The organism is Mesorhizobium sp. WSM3864 (assembly GCF_002294955.1).
GTDB lineage: Bacteria > Pseudomonadota > Alphaproteobacteria > Rhizobiales > Rhizobiaceae > Mesorhizobium.
Genome location: NZ_NSGD01000021.1, coordinates 14,739 through 30,879, shown reverse-complemented (window position 1 = coordinate 30,879; position 16,141 = coordinate 14,739). Strand labels below are relative to the sequence as shown.

Genomic DNA, 16,141 nt, shown 5'->3' with positions numbered 1-16,141 from the left:
TGGCAGAGCTCGAAAGGGTAGGCTAGGGCAACCTGGCGCTACTGGGCGCACCCGGCCGCCAAATCCTGTGTCACCATGATAGCGGCCGGGTCGCCTAGGGAGCTTCATCATTTTGCGAAGTCTGTGGGCTCGGGCGCTCTTCGACGCCGAACTCGTGGACGCTCGCGTTTCTTTCGTCAACGACACGGAACCAGCGCTTGTGGTCACTTCGGGCAGAAATTTGCCCTCCGGTGACTGCTTTGACGGCGCTCAGCGCGTCGGCAGCACGGGTCACGTGTCGCGCGAGGACAGTTTCACCCGCCATCTCTTCAACATGGAATTGTGGCATGCTCGGCTCCGTTTCTGGAGCAACCGTGCCCCGCCGGGAAGGTTCCAGCCTGACTCACGAAACCGTGACAGCCGGGCTCGGAATATGGCGCGCGGTGGCTCAATTCTGGCAGGCGCCGACCCGGCTCTGGATAGCAAAAGCCCGTCGCCAGGCTTTAGGGGGAACAGGCGACAGGCTGAGCGGCAAATCCCCAGTGACAGCTCGATGCGACCGCCTGCAGCTACAAACTGGCAGGGGATTGCAAATATGCTGACCCGCGAAGCTGCCTGGGAACGTTCCGTTGGGATGGAGCGTTCCCCGCGTGGAGGGGAGATCCGAACGGCGAGTTCCTGCGAGACCGGTATGTGCAACGATTACGAGCAGCACATTGCTTGGGCTGAATACTGTCGCATGATGGAGTCGCTCGCCTTGCAGATCTCCACCCATCAGAGTGAACTCGACCTCCCGCGAGCCGATGACATCCGCATCAACGACCCGGCCCCAATAATGCGCGTGGCCGGTGATGCAATCGAGCTGGCCTCGATGACATTCGGCTTCCCGGCGGCGGGTCCAAAAGGCGGGCCGGTGTTCAATTTTAGGTCTGAGAGGCGACACTTCGCAAACAGCAGGCGCTGTCTTGTGCCGGCATCGGCCTTCTTCGAGTTCACCGGAACGAAGTACCCGAAGGCAAAGCACCGCTTTACTCTCAACGGCGCCCCGTTCATGGCAATCGCGGGGCTTTGGCGCGAAGCGGCCGGCAACAACCCGCCGTCATTCACCATGCTGACGACCGATCCTGGCCCGGACGTTGCGCCCTATCACAGCCGTCAGGTCGTAGTTCTTCAACCGAAGTACTGGTCCGCCTGGCTGAACCTGACAAAGCCGGAAGGTGAGTTGCTGCGGCCGCTTCCACCCGGATCTCTTTCAGTTGAGACGGTTCGTCCAGAGGCACAGTGACCATTCTGCCGCTTTCCATCATCGAGACCTGTCTGTCGTGTAGTCGGTCATTCGCCTCCGCCGCAACCATCCGACAGATTCCAAACATCGACGATCTGTTCGGCCGTGAAGCCGTGCTCGCGGATCAGGTACTTGGCCAGCCCGCCATACACACTCCAGCGCCAGCACTGGCAGCAGCACGGTCCTTTTTCGTTGGAGTTGGCCATGGCAAAGTCGTAACGGCGCTGTTCGTCGGCAGTGAGTTGCCGATCATAGTAGTGGATCATCTGCTGCGCGGTGGCGGCCCGAATGTCGTATGGATCCTGCGGGATCATCGTGATGGCGCGGTATTTCACCAGGCCCTTTACCTGCTCGGTATAGCGTTTCATCTCCATCGGGCTGCAGCACGAGCCCGTGATCCGCGACATCGTCGGCATGGTCGCGATCGACGCCGTGAACTTGGGGGAGCAGGTGGCGTTGCCGTTCTGGCTAAGATCTTGAAAACGGCTTGCCAGGCCGGCCTCGTCCTGGGCCTGTGCCGCAGTCTTGAATCCCGGCAGTCTAGGCATCGCCGTGGCGGCGATGACGCCCAAAACGATCTTTCGCCGATTTGGGGTCGCGTTCATTTGCTGGTCCTCGCCTGTTCGAGCAGTTTCTTCAACGTCACAAGGTCGGTTGCGCCCGGAAAGATCTGGTCGCCGACAACGAAGCCTGGCGTGCCGGTGATCCCCAGCGCCTGCGCTAATTCCGTGTTGCGGTCGATCGACGCCTGGATATCGGGCTGCTGCATGTCGGTCTTCATGCGCTCGACATCGAGGCCAGCATCGGCGGCGATCTTAAGCACAGCTGCCTCCGTCACTCTGGTCTTGGAGCGGTAGAGCGCTTTGTGAAACGCGGCGTACTTGCCTTGCTTATCGGCTGCCAGCGCAGCTTTCGCCGCGAACACCGAATCCGGGCCAAGGATGGGAAACTCCTTGTAGACGATCCTGAGTTGCGGATCGCCGGCCACGGCCTGATCCATAATCGGTGCCATCAGCCGGCAATAAGGGCAATTATAGTCGAAAAATTCGACCAGGGTGACATTGCCCTCGGCGTTGCCGCCCACCGGGCTTTGTTTGTCACGCAAGAGGTCGTCCGCCCGCGCCTTGAGCACCTGCTTTACTTGGGCTGCCTGCGCTTGGCGCTGGCGCTGGTCCAGACTCCGCAGTGCCTGCACGAGAACCTCCGGATGGGCCAGGATATAGTCATGTATCCGCTGATCGAGCTCGTCATGGGACGTTTCGCCCGCCGCAATCGCCGGTTCCCGAGCGCCGGGATCGAGCAGGAACCATCCCGCCAGGCCAGCAATGAGCAGCATGCGGACGATGCCGCGAGGACGGCTTGCCTGTCTTGCCGTGCTGAACATGCGATTTTCCCCTTATATTGCCGGTTGAGTGGTCCTGTCTCACAGCAGGTTCCGCAATCTTGCCAGCCAGCCTTTCTCCGGCTCGGTGTGCGGTCGTTCAAGGTTGTTGGTGAGCGCGTTGATCATGGTGACGAGATTGACTGGGGCAAAGTTCAGGCCGTGGAAATTCGCGCGCCAATGGCCCTCCTTGTCGATCACGTGCGTGACGATGCCGTGCATCTGGTAGCCATCGTCGGTCAGCGTGAATTTGTGGCCGAAGGCTTCGGCAAGCTTGCGGGTCGCGTCCTCGGATTGATCCTGCGTCGTGGTCAGGAACAGCCAGTTGGCCGGATCGAGCCCATGCGCCGGCCCATAGGCGCGCAGCACGTCGGGCGTGTCCCGCTTCGGATCGGTGGTGACAGTCACGAAAATGACCTGGCCCTTCATCGGCGTGGCGTTCACCATCTGCTGCACCTCCGCGAGCTTCTCGGCATGGAGCGGGCAAACGTCGGGACACGAAGTGTAGACAAAGTGCAGCACCACCACCTTGCCGCGCAGGTCGGCGAGCCGCACGACGGCTCCATCGGCGGCGCGCAGCGTGAAATCGGGGGCCGGCTTGTCGATCGCCTGAAAGTACTTCTCGTCGTCTTTCAGCAGCTCATTGACCTCGTCCAACGAATGCGCCCGCGCGCCACCAGGGATGAAGCTGGAAGCCAGCACCGCTACGGCAACAAGCCCCCGCAGCATCGGCCCCCATCCATTCCAGGTCGACAAGACTCCGCACGCTCTGGTTCGCAAAAGCATCGGTTATTTCCCTTCTCGGTTCGCGGCGATAAGGCTGCGGATGAACTCGGTCATCTCGGGCGAGTCCCACTCGGCCGGGCCAATCAGGCGGCCGATCTCCCTGCCGCTGCCATCGATCAGCAGGGTCATCGGAAGACCGGGCGCGCCGAGCGTGAACATCGCCTTGGCCGAGCTGTCGATGTTGAGGGCAAGATGCGTGACCCCGGTCTCGGCGAAGAATTTCTTCACGACATCGGGTCCCTTCCGGTCCATCGACAGCGCGACGACCTCGAAGTCTGGCCCGCCGAGCGTGGCCTCGAGGCGGTCGAGCGTCGGCATTTCCTTCCGGCAGGGGGCACACCACGTCGCCCAGATATTGAGCAGCACTAGTCTGCCGGAATAATCCTCGAGCGTTTTCTGCTTGCCCGCCCCGTCGGTGAAGCTGATTGCGGGTAAGGTGGTGGGCGTTTCCGGAACGACAAAATCCGACGTCGGCCCGGCCGCCGCCGACCCCGCAACCAGCAGCAGCGCGAGCGCGATGGCAAGGTTGGAAGACGTCATGGCTCCCTCACTCTGTCGCATAGACGGTCGGCGCCTTGCCGTCCTTGGTGAAGGCGTAGATAGTCCAGGTCTCGCTCTTTTCGCCGCCCATGCCGGGCGCGCCAGCCGGCATGCCAGCCAGCGTGATGCCCGCGATGGCAGGTCGCTCGGTCAGAAGCTTCTTGACGATCTCGACAGGCACCAGACCGTCGACCACATAACCGTCGACCATCATCGTATGGCAGCCTTCGAGGTCGGCGGGCACGCCGGCATCGCTGCTGATCTGAGAAAGATTGGTGACCGGCTTGATGTCTACCTTGAAGCCGTTTCGTTCGAGATAGTCGGCATAAGCCTCGCAGCAGCTGCATTGCGGGTTCTTGTACATTACCGCGTCAATCGTCGCGGCGAGGGTCGGCAGCGGCATGGCGATCGCGAGGCCGATGGCGGTGAGGGCATAAGTCAGTTTCATAGTCGGTTCTCCTTTGAAGTTGCTAAGCGAAGGATCAGGTCACCCGGAAGACGGTCATCAGGCCTGCCATCTGGTGGTCGGCGACATGGCAGTGCAGCATCCAGTCGCCGGGATTGTCCGCGACGAAGGCACATTCGACCGTGTCTTTCGGCGCGAGCAGCACCGTGTCCTGCCATTGCCGGTGCGGCACCGGCGAGCCGTTGCGGGCAAGGATCGACAGGCTGAACCCATGGACGTGCATCGGATGCCACCAGGCCGTCTGATTGCGAATCGTCAGGTGGCAGGTGATGCCTCGTCGCAGCGTGAACTGCGGTACCATGCCGGCGTGACCGTCGCCGGTCATCGACATGCCGTTGATCGCCCAGGCAGCCGTGCCGTTCATGCCCATGTTCATGCCAGACATGCCCATCATCCCGCCGACGCCCGCGAGCTTGCCGCCGCCCATCATGCCGCCTTGCAGAACGATCTCCTGTCGCAGGGCTTTGGCGAGATCAGGCTCCGGCAGGGGATTGCGCGGTAGCGCAGTGGGCCGCTCCAGGGGATGCACCCTGAGCGGTGGCGCCTTGTCATAGGCAAGCGTGGCCAGCGTGTAGGCAAGGCCGTCGTAGAACTCGTCGATTACGCGATACCGGCGACCCGGTTTGCCTTGCATGTGCAGCGCCATGTCGACGCGCATCGCCGGCCCCAGCACGACGCGGCCGTCGTCCGGCTCGTGCGGCTCGCAAGGTTGGCCGTCAACCGCCAGGATGACCGGCCGGTGGCCTTCAAAGCGCAGCGCCATCATGCGGGCAAGCGCGGCATTGGCGAGCCGCAGCCGGATGCGCTCGCCAGCGCGCACACCGTGATCGGCCGGTGCCGAGCCATTGATGGTGACGAGGTTGCCGATCCGACCTGACATCGTCGCATCCATCGCGCTGCCGAAGCCACCGGAGATCTGGCCATCGGCGGCTAGCCGCCAGTCCTGCAGCAGCCAGATCAGATCGCGGTCGAATTCGACAAGCTCTGCCTCCTCGACAATGAGCGCGCCCGCAAGGCCTCGACCGAGCTGCACCAGGCTGTCGGCATGCGGATGATACCAGAAAGTGCCGGCATCCGGCGGCGTGAACTCATAAGTGAAATTTGCTCCCGGCGCGATCGGGGGCTGGGTCATCCCGGGCACCCCGTCCATGGCGTTTGGTAAGCGGATGCCGTGCCAGTGAACGGTGGTGTCCTCGGCCAACCCGTTCTCTACAGTGATCCGCACCGGCCGGCCTTGCCGTAGGCGCAGCACCGGGCCGGGAATGGTGTCGCTGTAGGCCCAGGTCGGAGTGGATGGGCCGCCGGGACCAGTCAGTCGCGCCTGGCTTGGCGCCGCCCTCAAGGTCCGTTCGTCGATGGCGGATCCGCGGGCGGGACGTATTGGCAGCGACATGGCAGCCCCTGACGCTGCAGCGAGAAAGCCGCGACGCGACAGCAAAAGACTTGAACCGGAATTCATTTATGCGCTCTACGATCTCGATCTACGACGGGCATTGCGGCATGAACCGGATTGCCGTGCGCGCCCGCATCACGATCGTGTGCAAAGCGGGCGATCAGACGCCAAGGATCAGCCGCTGTGCGGCCGATACGGCATCAGATGAGAGCAGTGGGTCGGGGAGGGGATGGGTCGGGCAGGGAACTTCGCCCGCGAAGAAGGGGAGTGGGCAGCGCCCGGAGCTGCTGCATGCCCGGCACGATCATCACGGCCGGATCCTGCGGCAGCACCGCGAGAACGGGGGCGATGCAATCCGGCGGACAATGCATCGGGCCAGTTTTGCCGCTTGTGTCCTTGCACGCCTTGCAGTCGTGGTGCATGGCGCCGTCAGCCATCTTGCCCATTCCGTCAGCGGCCGGCATCGCCATGGCGTTCTCGCTTGCCATCCTCGATGACATGACGCTTGCCTGGGCGACAGACAGGCTGAACCCGGCGGTCAGCAAGACCGCGAGCAGCATGGCCAGGAGGTGTTTTGGCGACAATCGAGCCATTGTCGGCCTAGCGTAGGGCAAAGTCCGGCTTTTGCAAGTCGCAACGTTGACCGAAAATTCATTGACAAAAGCGGCGTTCACTCGCCTCCTTAAGTGTTCTCTAATGTACGGAGGCAGCAATGCCATACACGTATCGATGCAGAGATTATCCGGGGATGGAGGCTTGTCCGGGGAGCTTCACGGCAGAGAGCGCGGAGGAAGTCATGAAGCATGTCGAGCTTCACGCGAAGTCTGCCCATGACGAAGACCCCAATCAATGGTCCCAAGAGGATCGGCGGCAGTTGCAAGCGCTGGTGATCGCCAGCTAGGCCTCAGCGCCGATGACCGTAAGGCTGTCGGCATATTCACTCGGCTGGCGCGAGATCGGCGATCGCAGATTTTCGGCGATCTCGACGGACGGTGCTCTTCGGTCCGCGATTGTAGCAGCCCGTCGCGCCTTTTTGGTCGACTCTTTCGCCCAAATGCAACAAGGGTTGAGGGGCGCCGGTTAATTCGCCGCCCATAGACTTACCAGGGTGACTGCTGCGTACCTCGCCGCCTTTCCAAGGCCGACTAAAACCACGAACAAGGCGAGCCGGACCCGTGCCGCGCCTGCCACGACGGTGAAAGCATCTCCGACCACTGGCAACCATGCGAACAAGAGCGTCCACGCGCCATAGCGGCGAAACATGCAGCTCGCCCGCTCAAACTGCCGGGGGGTGATAGGGATCCAGTGCTTCGACTGGAGCGCGTCGATCCCCCGCCCCAATATCCAGTTCACAACTGAGCCCAGCGTGTTGCCGAAGGTAGCAACCGTAAAGAGTAGGGCCGGATCGCCCCGACCGGTCGCCAATAGGCCAACAAGCACGGCCTCAGACGAAACCGGCAGCACAGTCGCGGCGAGGAAGGCGCTGACGAACAGCGAACCGTAGACTGCCAGCCCAGTCACTATGAAGGGCCGATTATGCCCGCACGTCGACGATACCCATCATGCCGAGCTGTTCGTGCTCGAGGAGATGGCAGTGATACATGCGCTGGCCTGGTCGCTCCTGGCGCAGCAGAAGACGTACCGTCTCGCCGCGCGCCACATTCACTGTGTCCTTCCAAGCCAGATAGGGTGGTTTCGTGACCTTGCCGCCGCGCTCGTGCTCGATCACCTGGAACTGCGTGCCGTGCAAATGGAACGGGTGATCCATGTCGGCTTGGTTGACGATCTCCCAGAGTTCGGTCTGACCAGCCTTAGAGACAATGTCGATACGGCCCATGTCGAAGGCCTTGCCATTGATCAGGAACCCCATCTGCCTATCGGTGGCAGTCATGGTCATGGTTTCGGTCAACACGAGGCGCCGGCTGGCGGTGGGGTTCCCGAGCTGAGCGATCGGCCGCAGTCGCTCGGGAATCGGGGGCACGGGCCCGGCAGGATTGTCTGAAACATCGACTGTGAGCAGCGTCAGCCCGGCATCGGCTGGACGGCCTGGGCCCATCCAGCCGCGGTCGTAGTCTAAGGTGTATAGCGTAACGGGGCCTGACTTCTCGAAAGATACGACAAGTTCAAGACGCTCCGCCGGGCTGAGCAGGATCTCCCTTGCTGCCACCGGCGCCTCCAGCAGCCCGCCGTCGCTGCCGATGATGGTCATCGGCGCGCCATCGAAAGCGAGTTTCAGGTAGCGCGCATTGGTAGCATTATAAAACCGAAAACGCCGTTTCGCGCCCATTGCCACCGAGAGCTTCGGGTTCTTCTGCCCATTGACCAGTACGTGGTCCCCGACGCGGCCGTTCATCAGGTCCGTCATAGTGTTTTCGGGCATAGAGCCGTCGGAAGCGAGCCTGAGGTCGGTGAACACGAGCACGGTGTCGCCATATTCGGCCGGCACGGGATCGGTTTTCGCCTTGACCACGAATGCGCCAGCCAAGCCGCGATAAACCTGCTCGGCTGTCTTGCCGTGTGGATGCGGATGGTACCAGTACGAACCGGCCGAGCCTTCCGGCAGGTCGAAGACGTAGACGCGGTCCGCCCCCGCGGCCACAGGGTCCATCGGATTGCCGTCCTGGTCGGCCGGTACCGGCATGCCATGCCAGTGGATTGTGCTTTGCTCGCCCTCGATCCTGTTGGCGAAGGCGATCTCGACCCGATCGCCTTCATAGGCCTCGATCAGCGGCCCGGGGCTCATACCGTTATAGGCAAGGATCGGCGTGTCCAGTTCTTCGGCGAAGCGCGCGACGGCGGGTTCCGCCGTCAGCTTTGCCTTGAAAAGGCCGGGGGTGCTGGCCTCGTTGGCAAGCAGTGGCAAATTGCGCAGCGCCTCGCCCTCGGGAAGCGCGACGGCGCCTTTCGCCATGGCGCCCATGTCGTGCCCGGAATGGCCACCCATATCCATGCCCGGCATGGAGTCAATGTTGGACATGTCGTCCATCTTCGTTTGCGCCAGCGCCGTGGAACTGGCCAGAGTAGCCAGGCTTGCCACCAGAAATTCGCGTCGATGCATGTACTTGTCTCCTAGGCCGAAATTCGGCGCGTCTCGAGTACGCGCAGTGTTCAGAAGGCGTGACGATGCCGGGCACCGTCGACAGCGGCTTGCCGACGCTTGCGGGGCCTGGCTGGTCCAGCGTCGTGCCCGCTGGAAAGGTCTTCGATGATCGGACAATGCGGCCGATCATCCCCCTGACAGTGCTCAGCCAAATGACGCAGCGTCTTGGACAGATCGCGAAGCTCGCGCATCTTCCGCTCGAGTTCCGCGACATGCTCCAGGGCGATACGCTTGACATCGGCACTGGTGCGTGATCGGTCGCCCCAAAGGGCGAGCAGATTGGCCATCTGGTTTACCGAAAAGCCGAGATCCCGGGCGCGCCGAATGAAGCGTAGGGCATGAATGTCGCTGTCCGAATAGACGCGATAGCCGGCGTCGGTTCGGGCGACATTGGGCATCAGGTCAATTGACTCGTAGTAGCGGATCATCTTGGCCGAGACACCTGACGCGGCTGCGGCTTCACCAATGTTCATGACTGATTTCCTTTCTTTCAATCTCTGCGACGCCTGCAGCTGAACGCTTGGTAAACAGGTCTGCACATTTCTGTCACGCCGCTAAGGCTTTCCCGGAAGCTTGTTTGGCTTGTGATCCATCGTGCAGCGGTGCGCGGAAGCGTCTGAGGCGCAATGCATTGGTCAAGACAAAGACGCTCGAAAGAGCCATTGCGCCAGCGGCGAGCATCGGAGACAGAAGCGTCCCGTAAGCTGGATAGAGCACGCCGGCGGCAACCGGGATCAGCGCAATGTTGTAGGCAAAGGCCCAGAACAGATTCTGACGAATGTTACGGATCGTTGCCTTAGAGAGCGCGATCGCATTCGCCACGCCGCGAAGATCACCCGACATCAAGACGACGTCGGCGCTTTCTATGGCGATGTCCGTACCTGTTCCGATTGCAATGCCGACATCCGCAGCGGCGAGTGCCGGTGCGTCATTGATGCCGTCGCCAACGAAGGCAACGATGGCGCCCTGCCGGCCAAGCCGCTTCACGGCTTCGACCTTGCCATCGGGCAGCACCTCGGCAACAATTTCGTCGATACCGATATGCCGTCCGATCGCCTCCGCCGTGCGGCGGTTGTCGCCGGTCACCATGGCTACCCGAAGACCAAGCGCATGCAGCGCCTCGACCGCCTTTGGCGTCGACGCTTTGATCGAATCGGAAACCGCGATGATCGCGGCAAGCTTGCCGTCGATGGCGGCGTAGAGCGGGGTCTTGCCCTCGTCGGCAAGACGCGTTGATGCCGCGGCAAAAGCCGAGATGTCCAGGCCCAGCCGGGTCATCAATCGGTCCGCGCCGATTGCGAGCTTGCGGCCTTCGATCGTTGCACTGACGCCGAAGCCGGGGACGGCGTCGAAATCGTTGACATCGGCAAGCACCAGGCCGCGACGTTGGGCCGCTCGCACGACCGCCTCTGCGACCGGATGCTCAGAGCGAGCCTCGACGGAGCCGACAAGCCGCAGCACGTCCGCTTCATTGAATCCATCTGACACGATGAAATCCGTCAGGTCGGGTCGACCCTCGGTGAGAGTGCCGGTCTTATCGAGCGCGATGACCGTGGCGTCACGCAGCGTCTGCAGTGCATCGCCTTTGCGGAAGAGCACACCCAATTCGGCAGCGCGTCCAGTGCCGACCATGATCGAGGTAGGCGTGGCGAGGCCCATTGCGCACGGGCAGGCTATGATGAGCACCGCGACCGCGTTGACGAGCGCGAACGAGAGGGCAGGGTCCGGCCCGAAGAAGAGCCAGGCCGCGAAGGTAAGCACGGCAGCCGCGATGACGGCTGGCACGAACCAGGCCGTGACTTTGTCCACGAGCGCCTGAATCGGCAGCTTTGCGCCTTGGGCAGCTTCGACCATGCGAATGATCTGGGCAAGCAGCGTCGCCGCGCCGACCTTGGTGGCGCGGAAGGAAAAGCTGCCGGTCTTGTTGATCGTGCCGCCCACGACTTCTGCGCCGATGCCTTTGGCGACAGGCAGCGGTTCGCCGGTCATCATGGACTCGTCGATAAAGGACGACCCTTCGACGATCTCGCCATCGACGGCTATCTTTTCGCCCGGCCGCACCATGACCATGTCACCCACCCGAACTTGGGTGACTGGCACTTCGACTATAATGCCATCCCTGACGACGCGCGCCGTCTTGGGCTGCAGGCCCACGAGCTTCTTGATGGCGTCGCTGGTCCTGCCTTTAGCTTTGGCTTCCAGGGTACGGCCTAGCAGGATGAGTGTGACAATCACGGCCGCCGCTTCGTAGTAGACGTTCGCTGTCCCGGCCGGCAACACATTGGGCATGAAGGTCGCGACAAGCGAGTAACCCCAGGCGGCTCCGGAGCCGAGGGCGACAAGGGCGTTCATGTCCGGCGCGCCCCTGAGCAACGCCGGCATGCCTTTGCGGAAAAAGCGCAAGCCGGGGCCTAACAGGACCATCGTGGTGAGGACGAATTGCAGGCGCCCGTTCCAGTCGCCAAGGGTCATCATTACCCAGTGATGGAACGCCGGCACGAGATGAGACCCCATTTCGAGAACGAAGACGGGTAGCGTCAGCAGGGCCGCCCAGGTCAGCGAACGGCTAAGCGCTTGGATTTCGAAGGCGCGTCCATCGCGCTCGCGGTCCTGTCCCGCATCCGACAAGATCTGCTGCGCCTTGTAGCCGGCCTTGGCCACTGCGCTTTCAAGCGTTGCAGCCTTCACTGAACCCGCCACGATCCGGACGGTCGCGCGCTCCGTTGCCAGATTGACAGTGGCGTCAGTGACGCCGGCCACAGTCCTCAGCGCCTTCTCGATGCGAGCGACACATGAGGCACAAGTCATTCCCTCGACCGCAAATTCGAGTGTGTTCGTGCGCGCCTGGTAGCCGACGGCCGATACCGCTGCGATCACGGGAGCAAGATCCGGCTTAGCGGCAAAGGTCACCTCGGCTTGCTCCGTCGCGAGATTGACCGATGACGACCCTACACCGGGGGCTGAGGCGATCGCCTTTTCGACGCGCCTGACGCAGGAGGCGCAGGTCATGCCTTCAATGCCAAGCTGGATCACGAGATCGGAATCGGATCCGGCTGGTGCGTCGCGAGTGATGGCGTTCATATTCCGCAACTCCATTTTTGGTGTTGCAGCGACAGATAAAGGTTCCAGTGATGGGAAGGTCAAGAGCTAAAATTTTGCCTGGGATCGTCTAGGCTAGTTCCGACCGAGGAACCGCCCCTTGACCTTACCATCATGGGAAGGCCCATACCTGTTCGCCAGATGCGAAAAAGGAGAACTGCAATGCTGAAACTGAAAGTTCCTGACATGAGCTGCGGCCACTGCGCCAGTACGATCGAAAAGGCGGTAAGAAGCGTCGATCCTGCCGCGCACGTGACGGTCGATCTCGGGTCATCCACAGTGGCTGTCGAGACCGAAGCGGACGAAACGGCGATTCGCGATGTCATCAAGACTGCAGGCTACGACAACGAAAAAGCAGCTGCTTAAGCGAACCCGGCTGGGCCCGGCACGGATCATAAACGTGCCGGCCGCGTTCATTACACCATTTAAGCTGTGCCGCCCGATGCCATGAGGCGGAAATCAAGGGCGGACACATGCTCATCCAACCGATCGACTATTTCCTCGTTGCCTGGTTCGCATTGGCGGGAGCATCGACGCTCTATGTCGGCTTCGACCAGTATCGCAACAATCCCGAGCCGGTGGTGATGAAATGGGGGTTCATCCTTGTGACGCTCTATATGGGCCCGCTCGGGCTGCTGCTCTATGTGCTCGCCGACAAGGAACCGCGCCCGGGCGAGCATGAGGCCTTCACAAAACCCCTTTGGAAGCAGGGCGTCGGCTCGACCATCCATTGCGTGGCGGGCGATGCCACCGGCATCATCCTTGCCGCAGTCGTCACCGCCACGCTCGGCCTGCCGATGTGGCTCGACCTGATCGTCGAATACCTCGCCGGCTTTGCCTTCGGCCTGTTCATCTTCCAGTCGCTGTTCATGAAATCGATGATGGGCGGCAGCTATTGGGAGAACGTCAAGAAAAGCTTCCTGCCCGAATTGATCTCCATGAACTTCATGATGGCCGGTATGGCGCCGGTCATGAGCTTCCTGATGATGGGCCGCGACATGCGCGCCATGGAGCCGACCGAGCTGCTGTTCTGGGGGGTGATGTCGGTCGGCGTCATTGCCGGCTTCGCGCTGGCCTATCCCGCCAATGTCTGGCTGGTCGCGCGCGGCCTGAAGCATGGGCTGATGACCGAGCGCTCGGCAGACACCGGAAAGGACAACCGAGAGCCGGCTGCCGAGATACAGCACGCGCAGATGCAGATGCAGCAGGCCAACGCCAGTGGCCATGCCCATCAGGAGCACGGGCACAATATGGGCCCACACAAGGGCAGCGGAGGCCACCAGATGCGGTCGGACGCGACAACGCCGCAGATCGCGGCGCTCGGCGTGGTGTCGCTGATTGCCCTCGGCGTCGGCATGCTAGCTCCGGCGAACTGGCTGAACCTGCGACTGTCGGCCCGCGACGTCGGCGGCGCGATCATGCCGCCCGGCATGATCATGGACCGCGACACGCCGGCCGACGCGATGCGCGACATGGCGGCGGCCGATCCGCGCTTGGTGAGCGCATCCTATGGCCTTTCGGCCAAGGGAGACCAAGACCTGCCGTTCCGGATGGACAACGGCGTGAAGGTGTTCGAGCTGAGACCCTCGGTGGTCCGCTGGCAGATCCTGCCGGATGTGACGGTCGACGCCTATGCCTATAACGGCCAGATCCCGGGCCCGCGCATCCATATCCGTCAGGGGGATCGCATCAGGGTCAACGTCACAAACGATTTGCCGGAAGAGACGACTATTCATTGGCATGGGATGATCCTGCCCAACCAGATGGACGGGCCGGCTGAGATAACGCAAGAACCGATCGAGCCAGGCGGTAAGTTTTCATACGAGTTTACGGCCACGCAACACGGCACCTATTTCTATCATCCGCATGCCAAGCCAGACCGCACGCAAGCGCTCGGGCTCTATGGGGCTCTGATCATCGATCCTGCCAATCCAGCAGACGAAGTGGCGGCCGACCATGACTACGTCGTCCAGCTCCAGGAATGGCTCAAGCGCGAGCGGCTGACATATCCGTCGATGCCGATGGACGGCGGCATGCCGAATTTTTTCACCATAAATGGCAAAGCCTACCCAGCAACCGACACGATCCGCGTCAAGGTCGGCGAGACCCTGAAGGTCCGCTTTATCGGCACCAACAACGGCTTCATCCATCCCATGCATATCCATGGAGGACCTTTCGAGGTGGTTGCCCGCGACGGGGAGACAATTCCCGCCTCCGCCCGCTTTCTTGCGGACACGATCAATGTCGGGCCGGGACAGCGCTACGATGTCGTCCGGAAGGCCCAGCGACCCGGCAAGTGGCTGATCCACTGCCATATCCCGCATCACACGACGAACAACAATGTCGAGGAGAAGGGCGGCGGCGGGCTGATGGTAGTCATCGACGTGAGCTGAAGTTATTTGCTGCTGTTCCATTCCGTTTAAAAATAGCGGCTGGCCCTCTCGAGGCTGTAGAAGAAAGACATCATGCTGAGCGTCCTTGCCGACCGTACTTATCGGCACCTATTCATGGCGCAGGTCACCGCGCTGGTCGGCACCGGTCTCGCGACAGTTGCGCTCGGCCTTCTCGCATTCGATCTCGCCGGCGAGGATGCAGGCGCGGTGCTTGGCACCGCACTTGCCATCAAGATGATCGCTTATGTCGGCGTCTCGCCGGTAGCGGCCGCTTTCGCCGAGCGGTTGCCAAGGCGGACCATGCTGGTGGCGCTCGATCTCGTGCGCGCCGGCGTTGCGGTGTTCCTGCCCTTCGTCACTGAGATCTGGCAGGTCTATGTCCTGATCTTCGTCCTGCAGTCGGCCTCAGCCGGTTTCACCCCGACGTTCCAGGCCACAATCCCAGACGTTCTGCCGGCCGAGAAGGATTATACCAAGGCGCTTTCCCTCTCACGCCTCGCATACGATCTCGAAAGCGTTGCCAGTCCGATGCTGGCTGCGGCGCTGCTTTCGGTGATCAGCTTCCATAGCCTTTTCTCGGGCACCGTCATCGGCTTCCTGGCTTCCGCCGCGCTAGTGGTTTCGGTGGTGCTGCCGAGCCCGAAACCATCGCAGCCACGCCGCATCTACGATCGCACGACGCGCGGCTTGCGCAACTATCTCGCGACGCCGCGTCTGCGCGGTTTGCTCGCCCTCAATCTTGCGGTGGCGGCCTCCGGCGCCATGGTGATCGTCAATACCGTCGTCCTGGTGCAGGGTCAGTTTGGCCTGTCGCAGCGCCAGGCGGCGCTGGCCCTCGCGGCCTTTGGCGGCGGGTCCATGATCGCTGCGCTCGCCCTGCCGCGACTGCTTGAGAAGATACCGGATCGGACGGCGATGCTAACGGGCGCGGCTATTCTGGTGGCCGGTATGTTCCTTGGGCCGCTTGTTGGTCGATATCCGCTGCTGCTGGCACTGTGGTTCGTGCTCGGGCTTGGCTACTCCATCGCTCAAACACCGTCGGGCCGCCTGATCCGCCGTTCCGCGGGCGCCGTCGACAGGCCAGCCTTGTTCGCCGCGCAGTTCGCGCTCTCGCATGCCTGCTGGTTGATCACGTATCCGATCGCCGGACGCGTAGGGGCGGCGTTGGGCTTGCCGTTCACCTATTTTCTGCTTGGCGCTATCGGCACCATCGCGTTGTTGGTGGCAACGGGATTGTGGCCGCGTCACGATCCCGACGTTATCGCGCACGTCCACGACGACCTGCCGCGCGGCCATCCACATATCGAGGATGCCCTCTGGACAGAGGCGGGTTACGAGCACGCGCACGGCTATGTCGTGGATGATCGGCACCCGAGATGGCCGAAGGCGAGCTGACGGGTGCGATGATCGGCGACACTGCCGCGTTCGGCGGATTGTTCCTGACCGCTTTCGCGGCGGCGACCATCCTGCCGCTGCAATCGGAGGCGCTGCTGGCCGGCTTGACCTTACGGGCGCCCAGCCGCCGGCCGCCCTGATTCTCGTCGCCACGGTCCACGGTAAAGCTGCCCAATGTCGACCGCGCCCAATTTGAAGAACGCTTGCATTGGTCGCGGGCAACCGCAAGCAGCTGGTTCATTTGACGTCGATGGCGGTTTCGGGCAGATCGGACATCATCGTAGTAAGTTCCATCGTCGACGACAGAGGGCTGTGCACCCGGTC

The 16,141-nt window shown here is 62.2% G+C and carries 18 protein-coding genes; 6 read left to right on the top strand and 12 right to left on the bottom strand.

Annotated elements, in window-relative coordinates:
- Window positions 1-94: 94 nt before the first annotated feature.
- Window positions 95-328, bottom strand: coding sequence for a hypothetical protein (locus CK215_RS30980; RefSeq protein WP_141245541.1), 234 nt, complete (start codon window positions 326-328; stop codon window positions 95-97).
- A 342-nt stretch (window positions 329-670) separates the two neighbouring features.
- Here CK215_RS30980 and CK215_RS26540 point away from each other — a divergent pair, with 342 nt between their 5' ends.
- Entirely contained in the window at window positions 671-1,264 is a 594-nt protein-coding gene (locus CK215_RS26540) for an SOS response-associated peptidase family protein (RefSeq protein WP_095832695.1), read from the top strand.
- Between the two features lie 47 nt (window positions 1,265-1,311).
- On the opposite strand, the gene CK215_RS26535 is transcribed toward CK215_RS26540, so the two are convergent.
- The 7 genes from CK215_RS26535 to CK215_RS26505 form a co-directional block, all read right to left on the bottom strand.
- On the bottom strand, window positions 1,312-1,869 hold the full coding sequence (locus tag CK215_RS26535; RefSeq protein ID WP_095832662.1) for a hypothetical protein: 558 nt from the start codon (window positions 1,867-1,869) through the stop codon (window positions 1,312-1,314).
- Window positions 1,866-2,648: a DsbA family protein gene (locus CK215_RS26530; protein WP_095832661.1), complete on the bottom strand. Its 783-nt coding sequence runs from the start codon at window positions 2,646-2,648 to the stop codon at window positions 1,866-1,868. Before CK215_RS26530 ends, CK215_RS26535 begins: the two co-directional genes overlap by 4 nt.
- Window positions 2,649-2,687: 39 nt before the next feature.
- Window positions 2,688-3,374: an SCO family protein gene (locus CK215_RS26525; RefSeq protein WP_245418827.1), complete on the bottom strand. Its 687-nt coding sequence runs from the start codon at window positions 3,372-3,374 to the stop codon at window positions 2,688-2,690.
- 60 nt (window positions 3,375-3,434) lie between these two features.
- Complete coding sequence (locus tag CK215_RS26520; protein WP_095832659.1) at window positions 3,435-3,971, bottom strand: TlpA disulfide reductase family protein; 537 nt, start codon at window positions 3,969-3,971, stop codon at window positions 3,435-3,437.
- Between the two features lie 7 nt (window positions 3,972-3,978).
- Window positions 3,979-4,419 carry a DUF411 domain-containing protein gene (locus CK215_RS26515; RefSeq protein ID WP_095832658.1) on the bottom strand — a complete coding sequence of 147 codons (441 nt, stop codon included), beginning with the start codon at window positions 4,417-4,419 and terminating at the stop codon, window positions 3,979-3,981.
- Between the two features lie 34 nt (window positions 4,420-4,453).
- Window positions 4,454-5,830, bottom strand: a complete 1,377-nt coding sequence (locus CK215_RS26510) for a multicopper oxidase family protein (RefSeq protein WP_245418826.1) — start codon at window positions 5,828-5,830, stop codon at window positions 4,454-4,456.
- Between the two features lie 200 nt (window positions 5,831-6,030).
- Complete coding sequence (locus tag CK215_RS26505) at window positions 6,031-6,504, bottom strand: hypothetical protein (protein WP_245418825.1); 474 nt, start codon at window positions 6,502-6,504, stop codon at window positions 6,031-6,033.
- Window positions 6,505-6,542: 38 nt separating this feature from the next.
- Here CK215_RS26505 and CK215_RS32325 point away from each other — a divergent pair, with 38 nt between their 5' ends.
- Window positions 6,543-6,731 carry a DUF1059 domain-containing protein gene (locus CK215_RS32325; RefSeq protein ID WP_095832655.1) on the top strand — a complete coding sequence of 63 codons (189 nt, stop codon included), beginning with the start codon at window positions 6,543-6,545 and terminating at the stop codon, window positions 6,729-6,731.
- A 179-nt stretch (window positions 6,732-6,910) separates the two neighbouring features.
- On the opposite strand, the gene CK215_RS26495 is transcribed toward CK215_RS32325, so the two are convergent.
- The 4 genes from CK215_RS26495 to CK215_RS26480 all read right to left on the bottom strand — a co-directional run bounded on the left by CK215_RS26495 (window position 6,911) and on the right by CK215_RS26480 (window position 12,011).
- Window positions 6,911-7,351 carry a YqaA family protein gene (locus CK215_RS26495; protein ID WP_095832654.1) on the bottom strand — a complete coding sequence of 147 codons (441 nt, stop codon included), beginning with the start codon at window positions 7,349-7,351 and terminating at the stop codon, window positions 6,911-6,913.
- A gap of 13 nt (window positions 7,352-7,364) precedes the next feature.
- A complete protein-coding gene (locus tag CK215_RS26490) occupies window positions 7,365-8,888 on the bottom strand; it encodes a multicopper oxidase family protein (RefSeq protein WP_095832653.1) in 1,524 nt (507 codons plus the stop codon).
- A gap of 50 nt (window positions 8,889-8,938) precedes the next feature.
- The gene (gene cueR, locus CK215_RS26485) at window positions 8,939-9,403 is read right to left on the bottom strand and encodes a Cu(I)-responsive transcriptional regulator (protein WP_095832652.1); all 465 of its coding nucleotides are present in this window, start codon (window positions 9,401-9,403) and stop codon (window positions 8,939-8,941) included.
- A 73-nt stretch (window positions 9,404-9,476) separates the two neighbouring features.
- Window positions 9,477-12,011, bottom strand: coding sequence for a heavy metal translocating P-type ATPase (locus tag CK215_RS26480; RefSeq protein WP_095832651.1), 2,535 nt, complete (start codon window positions 12,009-12,011; stop codon window positions 9,477-9,479).
- A gap of 180 nt (window positions 12,012-12,191) precedes the next feature.
- Here CK215_RS26480 and CK215_RS26475 point away from each other — a divergent pair, with 180 nt between their 5' ends.
- The 4 genes from CK215_RS26475 (at window position 12,192) to CK215_RS31660 (ending at window position 15,957) form a co-directional block, all read left to right on the top strand.
- Window positions 12,192-12,395: a heavy-metal-associated domain-containing protein gene (locus CK215_RS26475; RefSeq protein ID WP_095832650.1), complete on the top strand. Its 204-nt coding sequence runs from the start codon at window positions 12,192-12,194 to the stop codon at window positions 12,393-12,395.
- A 107-nt stretch (window positions 12,396-12,502) separates the two neighbouring features.
- Entirely contained in the window at window positions 12,503-14,422 is a 1,920-nt protein-coding gene (locus tag CK215_RS26470; protein ID WP_095832649.1) for a DUF4396 domain-containing protein, read from the top strand.
- A gap of 72 nt (window positions 14,423-14,494) precedes the next feature.
- Window positions 14,495-15,817, top strand: a complete 1,323-nt coding sequence (locus CK215_RS26465) for an MFS transporter (RefSeq protein WP_095832648.1) — start codon at window positions 14,495-14,497, stop codon at window positions 15,815-15,817.
- Entirely contained in the window at window positions 15,799-15,957 is a 159-nt protein-coding gene (locus CK215_RS31660; protein WP_210201695.1) for a hypothetical protein, read from the top strand. Before CK215_RS26465 ends, CK215_RS31660 begins: the two co-directional genes overlap by 19 nt.
- The last annotated feature ends 184 nt before the right edge of the window (window positions 15,958-16,141 follow it).

What these genes read in the sequence shown, in the direction of transcription:
- CK215_RS26490 (WP_095832653.1), bottom strand. Translation starts at nt 8,888, where the DNA reads ATGCATCGACGCGAATTTCTGGTGGCAAGCCTGGCTACTCTGGCCAGT.
- CK215_RS26540 (WP_095832695.1), top strand. Translation starts at nt 671, where the DNA reads ATGTGCAACGATTACGAGCAGCACATTGCTTGGGCTGAATACTGTCGC.
- CK215_RS26465 (WP_095832648.1), top strand. Translation starts at nt 14,495, where the DNA reads ATGCTGAGCGTCCTTGCCGACCGTACTTATCGGCACCTATTCATGGCG.
- CK215_RS32325 (WP_095832655.1), top strand. Translation starts at nt 6,543, where the DNA reads ATGCCATACACGTATCGATGCAGAGATTATCCGGGGATGGAGGCTTGT.
- CK215_RS26530 (WP_095832661.1), bottom strand. Translation starts at nt 2,648, where the DNA reads ATGTTCAGCACGGCAAGACAGGCAAGCCGTCCTCGCGGCATCGTCCGC.
- CK215_RS26535 (WP_095832662.1), bottom strand. Translation starts at nt 1,869, where the DNA reads ATGAACGCGACCCCAAATCGGCGAAAGATCGTTTTGGGCGTCATCGCC.
- CK215_RS30980 (WP_141245541.1), bottom strand. Translation starts at nt 328, where the DNA reads ATGCCACAATTCCATGTTGAAGAGATGGCGGGTGAAACTGTCCTCGCG.
- CK215_RS26470 (WP_095832649.1), top strand. Translation starts at nt 12,503, where the DNA reads ATGCTCATCCAACCGATCGACTATTTCCTCGTTGCCTGGTTCGCATTG.
- CK215_RS26475 (WP_095832650.1), top strand. Translation starts at nt 12,192, where the DNA reads ATGCTGAAACTGAAAGTTCCTGACATGAGCTGCGGCCACTGCGCCAGT.
- CK215_RS31660 (WP_210201695.1), top strand. Translation starts at nt 15,799, where the DNA reads ATGGCCGAAGGCGAGCTGACGGGTGCGATGATCGGCGACACTGCCGCG.
- CK215_RS26525 (WP_245418827.1), bottom strand. Translation starts at nt 3,374, where the DNA reads ATGCTGCGGGGGCTTGTTGCCGTAGCGGTGCTGGCTTCCAGCTTCATC.
- CK215_RS26515 (WP_095832658.1), bottom strand. Translation starts at nt 4,419, where the DNA reads ATGAAACTGACTTATGCCCTCACCGCCATCGGCCTCGCGATCGCCATG.
- CK215_RS26510 (WP_245418826.1), bottom strand. Translation starts at nt 5,830, where the DNA reads ATGTCGCTGCCAATACGTCCCGCCCGCGGATCCGCCATCGACGAACGG.
- CK215_RS26480 (WP_095832651.1), bottom strand. Translation starts at nt 12,011, where the DNA reads ATGAACGCCATCACTCGCGACGCACCAGCCGGATCCGATTCCGATCTC.
- CK215_RS26520 (WP_095832659.1), bottom strand. Translation starts at nt 3,971, where the DNA reads ATGACGTCTTCCAACCTTGCCATCGCGCTCGCGCTGCTGCTGGTTGCG.
- cueR (WP_095832652.1), bottom strand. Translation starts at nt 9,403, where the DNA reads ATGAACATTGGTGAAGCCGCAGCCGCGTCAGGTGTCTCGGCCAAGATG.